At 68.5% G+C, this 15,282-nt stretch carries 14 protein-coding genes; 10 read left to right on the top strand and 4 right to left on the bottom strand.

All coding sequences use genetic code 11. The annotated features are described in order from the left end of the window. The first annotated feature begins 231 nt into the window (after positions 1-231). Complete coding sequence (locus tag ACZ4N4_RS02145) at positions 232-588, top strand: iron-sulfur cluster assembly accessory protein (protein ID WP_030951236.1); 357 nt, start codon at positions 232-234, stop codon at positions 586-588. 88 nt (positions 589-676) lie between these two features. On the opposite strand, the gene ACZ4N4_RS02140 is transcribed toward ACZ4N4_RS02145, so the two are convergent. Next, positions 677-2,146 carry a hypothetical protein gene (locus ACZ4N4_RS02140; protein ID WP_467585281.1) on the bottom strand — a complete coding sequence of 490 codons (1,470 nt, stop codon included), beginning with the start codon at positions 2,144-2,146 and terminating at the stop codon, positions 677-679. Positions 2,147-2,715: 569 nt separating this feature from the next. After that, complete coding sequence (locus tag ACZ4N4_RS02135) at positions 2,716-2,925, bottom strand: hypothetical protein (protein WP_093503947.1); 210 nt, start codon at positions 2,923-2,925, stop codon at positions 2,716-2,718. A gap of 133 nt (positions 2,926-3,058) precedes the next feature. On the opposite strand from ACZ4N4_RS02135, the gene ACZ4N4_RS02130 reads away from it, so the two are divergent. Beyond that, a complete protein-coding gene (locus ACZ4N4_RS02130; RefSeq protein WP_450759886.1) occupies positions 3,059-4,033 on the top strand; it encodes a carbohydrate kinase family protein in 975 nt (324 codons plus the stop codon). A 120-nt stretch (positions 4,034-4,153) separates the two neighbouring features. On the opposite strand, the gene ACZ4N4_RS02125 is transcribed toward ACZ4N4_RS02130, so the two are convergent. Beyond that, a complete protein-coding gene (locus ACZ4N4_RS02125) occupies positions 4,154-5,533 on the bottom strand; it encodes an aminotransferase class V-fold PLP-dependent enzyme (RefSeq protein WP_467583403.1) in 1,380 nt (459 codons plus the stop codon). Positions 5,534-5,859: 326 nt separating this feature from the next. Here ACZ4N4_RS02125 and ctaC point away from each other — a divergent pair, with 326 nt between their 5' ends. The 4 genes from ctaC to ACZ4N4_RS02105 all read left to right on the top strand — a co-directional run bounded on the left by ctaC (position 5,860) and on the right by ACZ4N4_RS02105 (position 10,357). Beyond that, positions 5,860-6,822: an aa3-type cytochrome oxidase subunit II gene (gene ctaC, locus ACZ4N4_RS02120; protein ID WP_453571506.1), complete on the top strand. Its 963-nt coding sequence runs from the start codon at positions 5,860-5,862 to the stop codon at positions 6,820-6,822. Next, entirely contained in the window at positions 6,819-8,549 is a 1,731-nt protein-coding gene (ctaD, locus tag ACZ4N4_RS02115; RefSeq protein ID WP_453571503.1) for an aa3-type cytochrome oxidase subunit I, read from the top strand. Before ctaC ends, ctaD begins: the two co-directional genes overlap by 4 nt. Next, positions 8,546-8,944, top strand: a complete 399-nt coding sequence (locus ACZ4N4_RS02110; protein WP_046727399.1) for a cytochrome c oxidase subunit 4 — start codon at positions 8,546-8,548, stop codon at positions 8,942-8,944. Before ctaD ends, ACZ4N4_RS02110 begins: the two co-directional genes overlap by 4 nt. A gap of 150 nt (positions 8,945-9,094) precedes the next feature. Further along, on the top strand, positions 9,095-10,357 hold the full coding sequence (locus ACZ4N4_RS02105) for a L,D-transpeptidase (RefSeq protein ID WP_467583400.1): 1,263 nt from the start codon (positions 9,095-9,097) through the stop codon (positions 10,355-10,357). 104 nt (positions 10,358-10,461) lie between these two features. Here the strand turns inward: ACZ4N4_RS02105 and ACZ4N4_RS02100 are convergent, their stop codons facing one another. Beyond that, positions 10,462-10,863: a response regulator gene (locus tag ACZ4N4_RS02100; protein WP_453380246.1), complete on the bottom strand. Its 402-nt coding sequence runs from the start codon at positions 10,861-10,863 to the stop codon at positions 10,462-10,464. Positions 10,864-11,050: 187 nt separating this feature from the next. On the opposite strand from ACZ4N4_RS02100, the gene ctaE reads away from it, so the two are divergent. The 4 genes from ctaE (at position 11,051) to qcrB (ending at position 15,250) form a co-directional block, all read left to right on the top strand. Next, positions 11,051-11,671 carry an aa3-type cytochrome oxidase subunit III gene (gene ctaE, locus ACZ4N4_RS02095; RefSeq protein WP_351695412.1) on the top strand — a complete coding sequence of 207 codons (621 nt, stop codon included), beginning with the start codon at positions 11,051-11,053 and terminating at the stop codon, positions 11,669-11,671. Between the two features lie 77 nt (positions 11,672-11,748). Beyond that, positions 11,749-12,561: a cytochrome bc1 complex diheme cytochrome c subunit gene (qcrC, locus tag ACZ4N4_RS02090; protein WP_453571497.1), complete on the top strand. Its 813-nt coding sequence runs from the start codon at positions 11,749-11,751 to the stop codon at positions 12,559-12,561. Then, a complete protein-coding gene (gene qcrA, locus ACZ4N4_RS02085; RefSeq protein ID WP_450759900.1) occupies positions 12,558-13,616 on the top strand; it encodes a cytochrome bc1 complex Rieske iron-sulfur subunit in 1,059 nt (352 codons plus the stop codon). Before qcrC ends, qcrA begins: the two co-directional genes overlap by 4 nt. Continuing rightward, positions 13,613-15,250, top strand: coding sequence for a cytochrome bc1 complex cytochrome b subunit (gene qcrB, locus ACZ4N4_RS02080; RefSeq protein ID WP_467583395.1), 1,638 nt, complete (start codon positions 13,613-13,615; stop codon positions 15,248-15,250). The genes qcrA and qcrB overlap by 4 nt, the downstream gene beginning before the upstream one ends. The last annotated feature ends 32 nt before the right edge of the window (positions 15,251-15,282 follow it).

The following is a 15,282-nucleotide window of genomic DNA, read 5'->3' as shown; positions in this document are numbered from 1 at the left end:
GATGTGACGTGAATCCCGGCGCCGTACGGGAGGGTTGCGGGAGAGTGGCCGCGGGGTGGTTGTGGTGTGGTCGGGGAGTGGTCATCGGGCCGCTGGGCGTGACTTCGGGCATGTGCGAGCATGAAGGAAGAGAAAAACGCGAGAACGCGCATGCCGGCCCGGAATGAAACAGCGGACCCGCCGGTTGCACTCGTCGGCAAGCAGTCTCCGTACAACCCGGGAGAGATGTAGATGTCCGTATCGGACGAGACCAGCACCGCCACCGACGGCATCATCCTGAGTGACGCCGCCGCGGCCAAGGTCAAGGCTTTGCTCGACCAGGAAGGCCGTGACGACCTCGCCCTGCGTGTCGCCGTCCAGCCCGGTGGCTGCTCCGGCCTGCGCTACCAGCTCTTCTTCGACGAGCGTTCCCTCGACGGCGACGTCGTCAAGGACTTCGGTGGCGTCAAGGTCGTGACCGACCGCATGAGCGCTCCCTACCTGGGCGGCGCGTCGATCGACTTCGTCGACACCATCGAGAAGCAGGGCTTCACGATCGACAACCCGAACGCGACCGGCTCCTGCGCCTGCGGCGACTCCTTCAGCTGAGCCGACACGGCCGGCCGAGCCGGCCGGCAAGCGGAACGAAGGCGGCGGCCCCTCCCGGAGGGGCCGCCGCCTTCGTGTGTCCTCGTCCTCAGCCCACCTGCGGGTCGAGCGTGGTCGCCTTCTCCTTAGGGACCGCCCTGCCGTCCGTGCCGACCACCTTCCGGCCGTCCAGCGGCGCCTTGAGATGCACCGTCTGGTGGTACTGCTTGGCGATCATGACGCAGATCTTGTCCGGCCAGGGCGTCTCGGTCACCTTGACCACCACCTGCTCCGAGCCCTCGTCCGCGGTCGCCTTGTAGTCGGCGCACACCCCGCCGGTGAAGGCGACGGTCAGCTCACTGCCGTCGGCCGTGTAACCGTCCACCTTCACGTCCTTCGGGGCCCCCGGGGAGGAGCTCGGCGTCGGTGAGGCGGCGGAGGCCAGGTACTTCGGGTCCACCGCCGGATAGGTGACGGTGTACGAGTCCGCCGCGCCGCGCACCTGGAACAGCCAGGACGGCACCAGCGCCTGCCGGCCGCCGACGGAGTGCGCGGCCAGCCCGAACACCGCGTTCTGGACCACGGCCGAGGAAGCCGAGGAAGCCGAGGAGGCGGACGACGTCGAGGCGGAGCACGGCTGCTCCAGCCGGTCCTTCAGCGGTACGGAACTGGCGCAGCCGCCGATGCCCATCCGGTGGTCGGAGCGGGGCGCCGCGTTCATCAGACCCAGCGTCTTCCCGGCGCTCAGCACCGGATACGTGTCGCCCTTGACCGGCGTCGCCAGCATCCCGTTGCCGCCGACGACCTCGCCCGCCTTGCTGACGGTCAGCCCGGTCGTCCAGCCGTACGTGGGCAGCCCGCCGACCACCGGATCGGCGTTCACCGCCCGCTGGGCGCCCATGACCTGGCTCGCGTCGAGCTTCGCGTCGTCCTGGCCGAGCGCCTTGAGGACCGGGGCGGCAGCCTTCTCCGCGGCGGAGACACTCACCGGGGTTGCGGCCGGCGCCGCCGGATCCTGCGCGCACACCAGGCCGGACTTGCAGTTGTCGGTGCCGGGGGCGTAGCGGCTGTACGTCCAGATGCCCGGGGCGGCCCTGTTCACCTGGAGACTCCCGCCGGAGCCGTCGTTGTCGGTGCCGACCTTCCACACCTGGCCCTCGGCGACCGGCGCCCCCTCGATCCCGAGCGCCTTCGCCAGCGCGGCCACCCGGTCCTTGGAGACCTCGTCGGCCGGCTGGTACACCGCGGCCGAGTCGGGGCCGCCGGGGAGCGTTCCCCCCGCCCTGTAGGTCACTCCGTAGGGGTTGGGCTCGCCCGGGGCGATCCCGTTGCCGCCGGAGGAGTAGCCGTCCAGGGCGAGCGGCGGGGGAGTGGCACCACCGGAGGTGCCGGTCCCGGCCGCCCCGGTACCGCCGCCGGAGCCGCCGCTCGCGGCGAGATAGGCCCCACCGCCGCCGATCAGCAGCACGGCGGCGGCCACGGAGGCGATGACAGCGGGAGACCGACGCCGGGCGGGACGGCCGCCGTCGGCCCCGAACCCCTCGGCACCGGAGAGCGAGGCCACCTCGGACTCGGGCACGACGTCCGGGTCCGGCTCCGACGTTGCGTCCGAGTCGGGGGCCTTCTCCGTCTCCAGGGCTTTTTCCGAGGCGCGGTTCTTCTCCCGCTCCGGCACTGCCTCCGGCTCCGGAGTCGTGTTCGGCGCGGGGGTCGTTTCGGCGGCGGGGCCGGCAGCCGCTCGGGGGGCCTCTGCGGGCTCGGGGGTCGTTTCCGGCTCGGCCTCGGCCGCGGCGCGGGTCGTTTCCGGCTCGGGGTTGCCCGCGGGCTCGGGGGACGCCTCTGTGGCAGGGGGCGCGGTCGGCTCAGGGGTCGCTCGGGGTTCTGCCGGGGTCCGCTCCCCTTCCGGGCGGGCGGTGCTCTCGGCGGGGCCCGTGTCGGGCCTGGCGGCTGCCTTCGGCGACTCCGTGGTGGCCTGGGTCTCCGGGGGCTCCCCGGTGGCACCAGCGGCCGCGTCGTCCTCGTTCTCGGGTCGCTCGCTCTTCACCGCATCGCTCCTTGCCGCGTGTCGTATCCCGCCTCCCCTTCACGGGGGACGGCGATGGGACGCGGGAGGGGAGCGCGCGGTTCCCTGGAAACGCGCCGGGCGCCTCAGTCGCCGTAGTCGGACATCGCGTCCAGCAGCCTGGCGGACTTCTTCGGCACAGTCACCCCGTGGATGAGTGACGGCGGCACCGGCCGGGCATCGCTGTGATCGGGAACCGCCCAGTGCGGGGCCATCCGCGCGCAGTCACCGCGCAGCGACGCAAGGTCGCCGTCGAGGTCGGCCGGAGCGGGGGCGTGGACCTTGAGGTTCGTCATGACCGAACGGTATGCACGTAGGGCGCCGCGAAGAAAGATCTACTATCGGGTAGTTTTGGCACCTTCAGGGCGCCCCCGCCGACCCGGTAGCGTTAACTGTCAATCACGCCTCCCCCTCAGGAGAGTCCCAGCCGTGCGCATCGCAGTCACCGGCTCCATCGCCACCGACCACCTCATGACCTTCCCCGGCCGCTTCGCCGACCAGCTCGTCGCGGACCAGTTGCACACGGTCTCGCTGTCCTTCCTGGTCGACAACCTGGACGTCCGCCGGGGCGGCGTCGGCGCCAACATCGCGTTCGGCATGGGACAGCTCGGCACCCGGCCGGTCCTGGTCGGCGCGGCGGGCTTCGACTTCGACGAGTACCGGGCCTGGCTCGACCGGCACGGCGTCGACACGGACTCCGTGCGCATCTCCGAGACCCTGCACACCGCGCGGTTCGTGTGCACGACCGACGCCGACCACAACCAGATCGGCTCCTTCTACACGGGCGCGATGAGCGAGGCCCGCCTGATCGAGCTGAAGACCGTCGCCGACCGGGTCGGCGGCCTCGACCTGGTGCTCATCGGCGCGGACGACCCCGAGGGCATGCTCCGCCACACGGAGGAGTGCCGGACCCGGGGCATCCCCTTCGCCGCCGACTTCTCCCAGCAGATCGCCCGGATGAACGGCGACGAGATCCGGATACTGCTGGACGGCGCGACCTATCTCTTCTCCAACGAGTACGAGAAGGGCCTGATCGAGACCAAGACCGGCTGGAGCGACGAGGAGATCCTCGGGAAGGTCGGCCACCGGGTCACCACGCTGGGCGCCCGCGGGGTGCGGATCGAGCGGGCCGGCGAGGAGGCCATCGAGGTCGGCTGCCCCGACGAGGAGCGCAAGGCGGACCCGACGGGTGTCGGCGACGCGTTCCGCGCCGGGTTCCTTTCGGGCCTGGCGTGGGGGGTCTCGCTGGAGCGGGCGGCCCAGGTGGGCTGCATGCTGGCGACCCTCGTCATCGAGACGGTCGGCACCCAGGAGTACCAGCTGCGTCGCGGACACTTCATGGAGCGGTTCACGAAGGCGTACGGGGACGAGGCCGCCGAAGAGGTCCGTGGGTATCTGGTCTGAGTCCGGCTCCGGGTGTGGGGGGGCTGGTCGTTCCCCCACTCTCGGCTCCGCTCGGGCGGGGGACCCCCACCGCGGCGGTAGCCGCAAGTCGACACAGCCCCGCGCCCCTGCCGGGGCGCCTCAGCTGATCCGGCGGACCAGGTAGGCCGTTCCTCTTTCCGCCTTCTCCTCTCCCTCGTACTCCTGGCCCCGCATCTCGCACCACGCGGGGATGTCGAGTCGTGCGGCCTCGTCGTCGGACAGGACCCGCACCCTGCCGCCCACCGGCACGCTCCCGATCACCTTCGCCAGTTCGATGACGGGGATCGGGCACCGCTTGCCGAGCGAGTCCACGACCACTTCCTCCGCCTGCTGTACGGTCGCTGCCGGCGCGGGGGCGCCCAACTTCTCCCGCATCCCCGCCACCGCCCCCGGGAGCACCTCCAGGAAGCGGTCGACGTCCGCCTCGGCCGCCCCCGCCGGCAGCGACACCCGCACGTTCCCCTCGCTCAGCACCCCCATCGCCTTGAGCACATGGCTGGGCGTCAGCGTGCTGCTCGTGCAGGACGATCCGGACGACACGGAGAAGCCCTCCCGGTCCAGCTCATGCAGCAATGTCTCGCCGTCGACATAGAGACAGGAGAAGGTGACGATCCCCGGCAGGCGCCGGTCCGCGTCCCCCACCACCTCCACGTCGGGCACCAACTGCGGCACCCGCGCCCGGATCCGCGCCGTCAGCTCCCGCAGTCGTACCGCCTCCTGCTCGGCCTCCGCCCGTACGGCCCGCAGGGACGCGGCCGCCGCGACGATCGCCGGCAGGTTCTCGAAGCCGGGCGCACGGCCCGACTCCCGCTCGTCCGAGGCCCCTTGGTGGGCGAACCGCACCCCCTTGCGCACGACCAGCAGCCCGACCCCGCTCGGCCCGCCCCATTTGTGCGCACTCGCCGTCAGCAGTGACCAGCCGCCCTCGACGCGCCCCCACCCCAGCGACTGCGCCGCGTCCACCAGCAACGGCACCCCGGCCGCCCGGCACACCTCGGCCACCGCCGCCACCGGCTGCACGGTGCCCACTTCGTGGTTGGCCGACTGGAGGCAGGCGAGCGCGGTGTCGGCGCGGAGGGCGGCGGCGTACGACTCGGCGTCCACCGCTCCGGTCCGCCGCACCGGCACCTGGGTCACCTGGCCGCCGTCCGCCTCGAACACCTCCGCCGAATGGAGCACCGAGGAGTGTTCGACGGCTGACACGATCAGGTGACGTCCGACGCGACGACGACCGGCCAACGCCCCGGCGAGACCCGTATGGACGGCCCGGCTGCCGGACGAGGTGAAAGTCAGTTCGTCCACCCGGCAACCGACGGCTTCGGCAGCCGCCTCCCGGGCGGCGTCCAGCAGCATGCGCGCCTTGCGCCCTTCGCGGTACAGCCGGGAAGGATCGGCCCACCCGTCGTCCAGGGCGGCCAACAGCGCCTGACGGGCGACGGGATGAAGGGGAGCGGCCGATGCGGCGTCAAAGTAGGACACACGGCAACGTTAGAACGTTCCTGAGGACAGCCGGCCCAAGGGGCGCGAGGCTGTACCCATCTGCAGCTCAGCTGCGTGGGCGCGACAACCACAACGCACCCGCACCCGTATCGCAAACCGCGACAACCCGAGCTATTGGGCGCCCATTCCCACCCCAACCGAGTGACAGGCGACGCGTATGCCCCCCTCCCCGCGAACCCCTGAATCGCGTCGGCTAGGGTTTGGTCCGCATAAACATCCAAACCCCTGCCCGACGCAGGGCGGCGACCGACCAGCGAGAAGGCCGCAGCCGAACCGCGCGGGCGAGACTCTCGGGAAGGCGCTACGTGAGTCCCAACGGCTCCGACCGCTCGCCGCGGCGCCCGATGCGGCGGAAGCTGCTGCAGGCAATGACCGCGGGCCTGGTCCTTGCGACCGCTACCGGTTGCACATACAAGGACTTCCCCCGCCTTGGTATGCCCACCCCGACCACGGAAGAGGCTCCGCGGATCCTCTCCCTGTGGCAGGGTTCCTGGGCCGCCGCGCTCGCCGTCGGCGTGCTGGTGTGGGGTCTGATCATCTGGAGCGCCATCTTCCACCGGCGCAGCCGCACCAAGATCGAGGTGCCGGCCCAGACCCGGTACAACATGCCGATCGAGGCGCTGTACACGGTGGTTCCGCTCATCATCGTCTCGGTGTTGTTCTACTTCACCGCGCGTGACGAGACGAAGCTGCTCAGCCTCACCGACAAGAAGCCCGACGTCACCGTCAACGTGGTCGGCTTCCAGTGGAGCTGGGGCTTCAACTACATCACGCCCGTCGACGGTGTCACCGGCGACGCGAAGACCGACGCGAACCTGGACGCCATTCCGGACCGGTTCAAGAAGGAGTTCCCGGCCGCCGCCGGTGGCGTCTACGACGTCGGTACTCCGGGTACCAGGAACCCGCAGACCGGCAACCCCGGTCCGACGCTCTGGCTTCCCAAGGGTGAGACCGTCCGCTTCGTCCTCACCTCGCGTGACGTCATCCACTCCTTCTGGGTGGTGCCGTTCCTGATGAAGATGGACGTCATCCCGGGCCACACCAACGCGTTCCAGGTGACTCCCAATCAGGAGGGCACCTTCCTCGGCAAGTGTGCCGAGCTCTGCGGCGTCGACCACTCCCGGATGCTGTTCAACGTGAAGGTCGTCTCGCCCGAGCGTTACCAGCAGCACCTCAAGGACCTCGCCAAGAAGGGGCAGACCGGTTACATTCCCGCCGGCATCGCGCAGACGAGCCACGAGAAGAACCGGGAGACGAACAACCTGTGAGCATCCTCAACGAACCCCAGGGTGCCGCGGCTGAAGGCTCGTACGCTGACGAGCTGCCGGTCAGGCGCAAGCAGCCCGGCAATGTCGTGGTGAAGTGGCTGACGACCACCGACCACAAGACCATCGGAACGCTCTATCTGGTCACGTCGTTCGCGTTCTTCCTGATCGGTGGAGTGATGGCGCTGCTCATGCGCGCCGAACTCGCTCGCCCCGGTCTGCAGATCATGTCGAACGAGCAGTTCAACCAGGCGTTCACGATGCACGGCACGATCATGCTGCTGATGTTCGCGACGCCGCTGTTCGCGGGCTTCACGAACTGGATCATGCCGCTGCAGATCGGGGCGCCGGACGTCGCGTTCCCGCGGCTGAACATGTTCGCCTACTGGCTCTACCTGTTCGGCTCGACCATCGCGGTCGGCGGCTTCCTCACCCCGCAGGGCGCGGCCGACTTCGGCTGGTTCGCCTACTCCCCGCTGTCGGACGCGGTCCGCTCGCCGGGCATCGGCGCCGACATGTGGATCATGGGTCTGGCCTTCTCCGGCTTCGGCACGATCCTCGGCGCGGTCAACTTCATCACCACGATCATCTGCATGCGTGCGCCGGGCATGACCATGTTCCGCATGCCGATCTTCGTGTGGAACGTGCTGCTGACCGCCGTCCTGGTCCTGCTCGCCTTCCCCGTCCTCGCCGCCGCGCTGTTCGCGCTGGAGGCGGATCGGAAATTCGGGGCACATGTCTTCGACGCGGCCAACGGCGGAGCCCTGCTCTGGCAACACCTCTTCTGGTTCTTCGGCCATCCAGAGGTGTACATCATCGCCCTGCCGTTCTTCGGCATCATCTCCGAGGTCATCCCGGTCTTCTCCCGCAAGCCGATGTTCGGCTACATGGGTCTGATCGCGGCGACCATCGCGATCGCCGGTCTCTCCGTCACGGTGTGGGCGCACCACATGTACGTCACCGGCGGTGTGCTGCTGCCGTTCTTCTCCTTCATGACGTTCCTCATCGCCGTACCGACCGGCGTGAAGTTCTTCAACTGGATCGGAACGATGTGGAAGGGGTCACTGAGTTTCGAGACCCCGATGCTCTGGGCCACCGGCTTCCTGATCACCTTCACCTTCGGTGGTCTGACCGGTGTCATCCTGGCCTCGCCGCCGATGGACTTCCACGTGTCCGACTCGTACTTCGTGGTGGCCCACTTCCACTACGTGGTCTTCGGTACGGTCGTCTTCGCGATGTTCTCCGGCTTCCACTTCTGGTGGCCGAAGATGACGGGCAAGATGCTCGACGAACGGCTCGGCAAGATCACCTTCTGGACGCTGTTCATCGGCTTCCACGGCACCTTCCTGGTCCAGCACTGGCTGGGCGCCGAGGGCATGCCGCGCCGGTACGCCGACTACCTGGCGCAGGACGGCTTCACCACGCTGAACACGATCTCGTCGATCAGCTCCTTCCTGCTCGGCCTGTCGATCCTGCCGTTCCTCTACAACGTGTGGAAGACGGCCAAGTACGGCAAGAAGGTCGAGGTCGACGACCCGTGGGGCTACGGCCGTTCGCTGGAGTGGGCGACCTCCTGCCCGCCGCCGCGGCACAACTTCCTCACCCTGCCGCGGATCCGCAGCGAATCCCCGGCGTTCGACCTGCACCACCCTGAGATCGCCGCCCTGGAGCAGCTGGAGCACGGCCAGGCCGTCGCCGCTGTCACGGGCAGCAAGGAGGCCGGCAAGTGAAGATCCAGGGCCGCATGTTCGTGTGGCTGAGCGTCTTCGTGCTCGCCATGGCGATCGTCTATGGCGTGTGGTCGAAGGAGGCGGCCGGAACCACGGCGCTCTTCATGGCCTTCGGCCTGTGCATCATGATCGGCTTCTACCTGGGCTTCACGGCCTCGCGGGTGGACGCCGGTGCCCAGGACAACAAGGAGGCCGACGTCGCGGACGAGGCCGGCGAGGTGGGCTTCTTCAGCCCGCACAGCTGGCAGCCGCTCGCCCTCGGTGTCGGCGGCGCGCTGGCCTTCCTCGGTGTCGCGGTCGGCTGGTGGCTGCTGTACTTCTCGGCGCCCATCATCATGATCGGCCTCTTCGGCTGGGTGTTCGAGTACTACCGCGGTGAGAACCGCACCCAGTAGGCACGCGCCGAGCGCACCGGGAGCCCGGACCCTCTGTCAGGAGGGTCCGGGCTCCCGCTTTTCCGGCCGTTGCCGCCTTCGGCGCAGTGCCGGTCCCCCGTCCGGAGTACCTGGCGTGCCGGTCCGGAAAACGTCTCATAGCGTGACCATATGAGTCACTCTCCGTGCGCCCGTACCGTCGTCAGCTGCACCCTGCTGGTGACCGCCCTCGGCGCGGGCGTCACCGCCTGCGGATCGGACGGCAACCCGCTGTCGGGCAAGCCGTACGACGCGGCGGACCAGGTCTCCTTCAACACCCCCACCGGCGCCGGGAAGCGGGCCGACCCCGACAAGCCGCTGGAGGTCGTCGCCAAGAGCGACGAGGACCGGATCACGGACGTCACGGCCGAGGACGCCACCGGTCGCCTTGTGGCGGGCGAACTCGACGCCGACGGCCGTCGCTGGCACAGCACCTCCCCGCTGGCCGCCAACGCCCACTACACGGTCCAGGTCAGCACCGAGGACGAGGACGGCGCGCCCGGCCGCAAGGTCCTCACCTTCGACACCAGCAAGCCCACCACCCAGCAGCGGCTGAAGGTCACCTTCGGCCCCAAGGCGGGCGAGTACGGCGTCGGCCAGCCCGTCACCGCCCAACTCGACCACGCGGTCAAGGACAAGGCCCAGCGCGCCATCGTGGAGCGCGCCCTCAGGGTCGACTCCGTCCCCGCCGTCGACGGGGCCTGGTACTGGGTGAGCGACAAGGAACTCCACTACCGGCCCAAGGACTACTGGCCCGCCCACGCCACCGTCCAGGTGCACAGCGACCTGGACGGCGTCAGGATCAGCGACCGCCTGTGGGGCGGCGCGGCCGCGCCCCTGAAGCTCACCATCGGCGACAAGCTCCTCGCCGTCACGGACGCCGGCGCCCACCAGATGACCGTGTACAAGAACGACAAGGAGATCAACCAGATCCCCATCACCACCGGCAAGCCGGGCTTCGAGACCCGCAACGGCGTCAAGGTCGTACTGGAGAAGCAGTACTTCGTACGCATGCGCGGCAGCACGGTCGGCATCGCCGAGGGCACCTCGGACTCGTACGACCTCCCGGTCTACTACGCCACCCGGGTGACCTGGTCGGGCGAGTACGTCCACGCCGCACCCTGGTCGGTGGGCTCCCAGGGGTACGCCAACGTCAGCCACGGCTGCACCGGCATGAACACCTCGAACGCCGAGTGGTTCTTCGACACCTTCCACCCGGGCGACCTGGTGAAGGTCGTCAACTCCAACGGCGAGGAGATGGAGCACTTCGGCAACGGCTTCGGCGACTGGAACCTCGCCTGGAAGGACTGGCGCAACGGCAGCGCCCTCGTCAACGGCACCCCGGACGGCCCGAAGCCCCAGGACGCGGCGCGTTTGCAGCCGACGTCAGTGTGAGAAACCAGGGGCGCGGGGCGGTAGCCGATATGCGGCTACCGCCGCGTGGGCGGGACCAGCCACGTGCGGCCCGCACGCGCGAACCCACCGCGCCCCGCCCTCTCCTACGCGCTCTGCAGCCTCCGCTGCCGCAGCAAAGACGCCAGCGCGGCCGCGAACTCCACCGGGTCCACCGGCAGCGTCACAGCCGCGTCCGCACGGCTCCACGTGGCCAGCCACGCGTCCTGCGGCCGCCCGATCAGCAGCAGCACCGGCGGGCAGTTGAACACCTCGTCCTTGATCTGCCGGCACAGCCCCATGCCGCCCAGCGGCACGGCCTCGCCGTCCAGCACGCACACGTCGACGCCGCCCTTGTCCAGCTCGGTGACGACCGCCTGGGGCGTCGCGCACTCCACGAACTCGACGAACGGCACATCGGGAGCCGGCCGCCGGCCCGAGGCCAGCCGTACCTGCTCGCGGGTGTTGGAGTCGTCGCTGTAGACCAGCACCGTGGCGGTCGGCTGCATTGTTCCTCCGATACGCGGGGACGGGAGTCGTCGTACGGACAGGACCGATGCGCCGGATGCTACTCCCCCGAACACCTCGTCAACACCTGTTGGAACACCGCTTCGATGGGCCATCCGGGCAGTACACACGGTGCGGACACCCCGAACGGCACCCCCCGGAGTGAGCGCGAGATAAGCGACCGACATAATGTCGGTCGTGGCGACAGCAACGACAGTAGAAACCGGGCACGCGCACCCGTCGGTCAATCGGCCGAACCTCACCAGCGTCGGAACCATCATCTGGCTGAGTTCCGAGCTGATGTTCTTCGCGGCCCTCTTCGCGATGTACTTCACCCTGCGATCGGTGACCGGTCCGGATCACTGGAAGGAGATGGCGAGCCATCTCAACATTCCGTTCTCCGCGACCAACACCACGATCCTGGTGCTCTCCTCCCTCACCTGCCAGCTCGGCGTGTTCGCCGCCGAGCGCGGGGACGTGAAGAAGCTCCGGGGCTGGTTCATCGTCACCTTCGTGATGGGCGCGATCTTCATCGGCGGCCAGATCTACGAGTACACCAGCCTGGTGAAGGAGGACGGGATCTCGCTCTCCTCCGACCCGTACGGCTCGGTGTTCTACCTGACCACCGGCTTCCACGGGATGCACGTGACGGGCGGCCTCATCGCCTTCCTGTTCGTCCTCGGCCGCACCTACGCGGCGAAGCGCTTCACGCACGAGCAGGCGACCGCGGCCATCGTCGTGTCCTACTACTGGCACTTCGTCGATGTCGTCTGGATCGGCCTTTTCGCCACGATCTACCTGATCAAGTAGCCGGGCCGGCTCCACGCGCTGCAGAAGCGCACAACCCAGAAGCATCGACGCAGAAGATCCTGACACCGGGGTAATCCGTGAAAAAGCTCTCCGCACGACGACGCCATCCGCTGGCGGCGGTCGTCGTCCTACTCTTTGCGCTGGCGGCCACTGGGGGGCTGTACGCCGCGCTCGCGCCCGCGGGCCGGGCGCAGGCCGATGAGACCTCCCAGTCCCTGACCATTGAGGAGGGCAAGAAGCTCTACTCGGTCGGCTGTGCCAGCTGCCACGGCACCGGCGGTCAGGGCTCGTCCGACGGTCCCAGCCTGGTCGGCGTGGGCGCCGCGGCGGTCGACTTCCAGGTCGGCACCGGCCGTATGCCGGCCGCCACCTCGCAGGGCCCGCAGGTCGTCAAGAAGAAGAACATCTACACCCAGGCCCAGATCACCCAGCTCGCGACGTACATCGCCTCGCTGGGCGCCGGTCCCGAGGTGCCCACCAAGGAGCAGTACGGCCCGGGTGGTGCCGACATCGCCGCGGGCGGTGAGCTCTTCCGCACCAACTGCGCGCAGTGCCACAACTTCGTGGGTGCGGGTGGCGCGCTGACCAAGGGCAAGTTCGCGCCGAGCCTGGAAGGCGTCGACCCGAAGCACATCTACGAGGCCATGCAGACGGGCCCGCAGAACATGCCGTCCTTCCCCGACACCACGCTGTCGGAGAAGAACAAGAAGGACATCATCGCGTACCTCGACGCGGTCAACAGCCCCAAGACGGAGAACCCCGGCGGTCTCAACCTGGGCGGCATCGGGCCGGTCAGCGAGGGCCTGTTCGCCTGGATCTTCGGTCTCGGCGCCATGATCGCCGTCGCCGTCTGGGTCGCCGCTCGGACCGCAAAGGCCAAGAAGTCATGAGTAGCCAAGAGATTCCAGAAGAGAACCTGCCCGCTGAGCAGGGCCACGCGCACGGCGCCGTGAGCATCGCGGACGAGAAGGACCCGTTCGCGGACCCCGGTCTGCCGCCTCACGAGCACCGGATCCAGGACATCGACGAGCGGGCCGCCAAGCGGTCCGAGCGCGTCGTGGCCCTGCTGTTCACGGTGTCGATGCTGGCCACCGTCGGCTTCATCGCCTCCTATGTGACGATCCCGAAAGACAAGTCGATCTTCGTCTTCCCGATCGGTCACATCAGCGCGCTGAACTTCGCGCTGGGCCTGACCCTCGGTGTGGCGCTGTTCTGCATCGGCGCGGGCGCGGTCCACTGGGCCCGCACCCTGATGTCCGACGTGGAGGTCGCCGACGAGCGGCACGCCATCTCGGCGCCGCCGGAGGTCAAGGCCAAGGTCCTGGCCGACTTCAAGCAGGGCGCCAAGGAATCGGCGCTCGGCCGGCGCAAGCTGATCCGCAACACCATGTTCGGCGCGCTGACCCTGGTCCCGCTCTCCGGTGTGGTGCTGCTGCGCGACCTCGGCCCGCTGCCCGGCACCTCGCTGCGGCACACGGCGTGGTCGAAGGGCAAGCTGCTCGTCAACATGAACACCAACGAGCCGCTGCGTCCCTCCGACGTCGCCGTCGGCTCGCTGACCTTCGCCAAGCCCGAGGGCGTCGAGGAGTCCCAGGAGGACTTCCAGAACGTGATGGCGAAGGCGGCCCTGATGATCATCCGGCTGCAGCCGGACAACATCAAGGACAAGCGCGAGCTGGAGTGGTCCCACGAGGGCATCGTGGCCTACTCGAAGATCTGCACCCACGTGGGCTGCCCGATCTCGCTGTACGAGCAGCAGACCCACCATGTGCTCTGCCCGTGCCACCAGTCCACCTTCGACCTCTCCGACGGTGCCCGAGTGATCTTCGGCCCGGCCGGTCACGCCCTGCCGCAGCTGCGCATCGGTGTGAGCGAGGAGGGCTACCTCCAGGCGCTCGGCGACTTCGAGGAGCCCGTCGGTCCTGCTTTCTGGGAGCGCGGATGAGCACTACGACCAACGACGAGACCCGCTCACGCGGGAAGGCACCGGCCGGCGAGCGCGTCGCCGACTGGGCCGACGGACGGCTCGGGATCTACTCCCTGGCCAAGTCCAACATGCGCAAGATCTTCCCCGACCACTGGTCGTTCATGTTGGGCGAAGTGTGCCTGTACAGCTTCATCATCATCATCCTCACGGGTGTGTACCTGACGCTGTTCTTCCACCCGTCGATGAACGAGGTGGTGTACCACGGCAGCTACGTCCCGCTCCAGGGACAGATGATGTCCGAGGCGTTCAACTCGACCCTGCACATCTCCTTCGACGTGCGCGGTGGTCTGCTCATCCGGCAGATCCACCACTGGGCCGCGCTGATCTTCCTCGCCGGCATGTTCGTGCACATGATGCGCGTGTTCTTCACCGGCGCGTTCCGCAAGCCGCGTGAGATCAACTGGCTGTTCGGCTTCCTGCTGTTCGTCCTCGGCATGTTCACCGGCTTCACCGGTTACTCGCTCCCGGACGACCTGCTCTCCGGCACCGGTGTCCGCTTCACCGAGGGTGCGATCCTGTCGATGCCGATCGTCGGCTCGTACATCTCGTTCTTCCTCTTCGGCGGGCAGTTCCCCGGCCACGACTTCGTCGCCCGGTTCTACTCGATCCACATCCTGCTGCTGCCGGGCATCATGCTCGGCCTGGTGGTGGGCCACCTGATCCTGGTCTTCTACCACAAGCACACGCAGTTCGCGGGTCCCGGAAAGTCCGAGAAGAACGTCGTCGGCATGCCGCTGCTGCCGGTCTACATGGCCAAGGCCGGAGGCTTCTTCTTCCTGGTCTTCGGTGTCATCGCGGTCATCGCGGCGACCACCCAGATCAACCCGATCTGGGCCATGGGCCCCTACCGTCCGGACCAGGTGTCCACCGGCGCCCAGCCCGACTGGTACATGGGCTTCGCCGAGGGTCTGATCCGTTACATGCCGGGCTGGGAGATCAACTTCTGGGGCCACACCCTGGTCCTGGGCGTCTTCATCCCGCTGGTCCTGTTCGGTGTGGTGCTGGGCGCGATCGCGCTCTACCCGTTCATCGAGTCCTGGGTCACCGGCGACAAGAGCGAGCACCACATCCTGGACCGGCCGCGCAACGCCCCGACCCGCACCGGCTTCGGTGTCGCCTGGGTGACCGTGTACATGATCGGCCTGGTCGGTGGTGGCAACGACCTCTTCGCCACCCACTTCCACCTGTCGATCAACGACGTGACCTGGTTCGTCCGGATCTTCTTCTTCGCCGGACCGGTGATCGCGTTCCTCGTCACCAAGCGGATCTGCCTCGGCCTGCAGCGCCGGGACCGCGAGAAGGTGCTGCACGGTCGTGAGACCGGCATCATCAAGCGGCTGCCGCACGGTGAGTTCATCGAGGTGCACGAGCCGCTCAGCCAGGAGCAGCTGCACACCCTCACGGCCCACCACCAGTACGAGCCGGCCGAGATCGGCGCGGCGGTGGACGAGAACGGTGTCGAGCGCAAGATCAAGGGCTCCGAGAAGCTCCGCGCCAAGCTGAGCAGCGCCTACTACGGCGAGGACAACCAGATCCCGAAGCCCACCGTCGAGGAGTACAAGGAGATCACGAGCGGCCACGGCCACCACTGATCGACCGCGTCGCCACGCCACGGTCGAAGGGC

Source organism: Streptomyces sp. NPDC026538 (genome assembly GCF_055567535.1).
The sequence above is the reverse complement of the archived record's forward strand: the minus strand, read 5'-3'. Positions and strand labels throughout refer to the sequence as shown.

Bases quoted from the DNA above. Each gene is read 5' to 3' on its own strand.
- ACZ4N4_RS02145 (WP_030951236.1), top strand. From the start codon at position 232: ATGTCCGTATCGGACGAGACCAGCACCGCCACCGACGGCATCATCCTG.
- ACZ4N4_RS02135 (WP_093503947.1), bottom strand. From the start codon at position 2,925: ATGACGAACCTCAAGGTCCACGCCCCCGCTCCGGCCGACCTCGACGGC.
- ACZ4N4_RS02105 (WP_467583400.1), top strand. From the start codon at position 9,095: ATGAGTCACTCTCCGTGCGCCCGTACCGTCGTCAGCTGCACCCTGCTG.
- ACZ4N4_RS02100 (WP_453380246.1), bottom strand. From the start codon at position 10,863: ATGCAGCCGACCGCCACGGTGCTGGTCTACAGCGACGACTCCAACACC.
- ctaE (WP_351695412.1), top strand. From the start codon at position 11,051: ATGTCGGTCGTGGCGACAGCAACGACAGTAGAAACCGGGCACGCGCAC.
- qcrA (WP_450759900.1), top strand. From the start codon at position 12,558: ATGAGTAGCCAAGAGATTCCAGAAGAGAACCTGCCCGCTGAGCAGGGC.
- qcrB (WP_467583395.1), top strand. From the start codon at position 13,613: ATGAGCACTACGACCAACGACGAGACCCGCTCACGCGGGAAGGCACCG.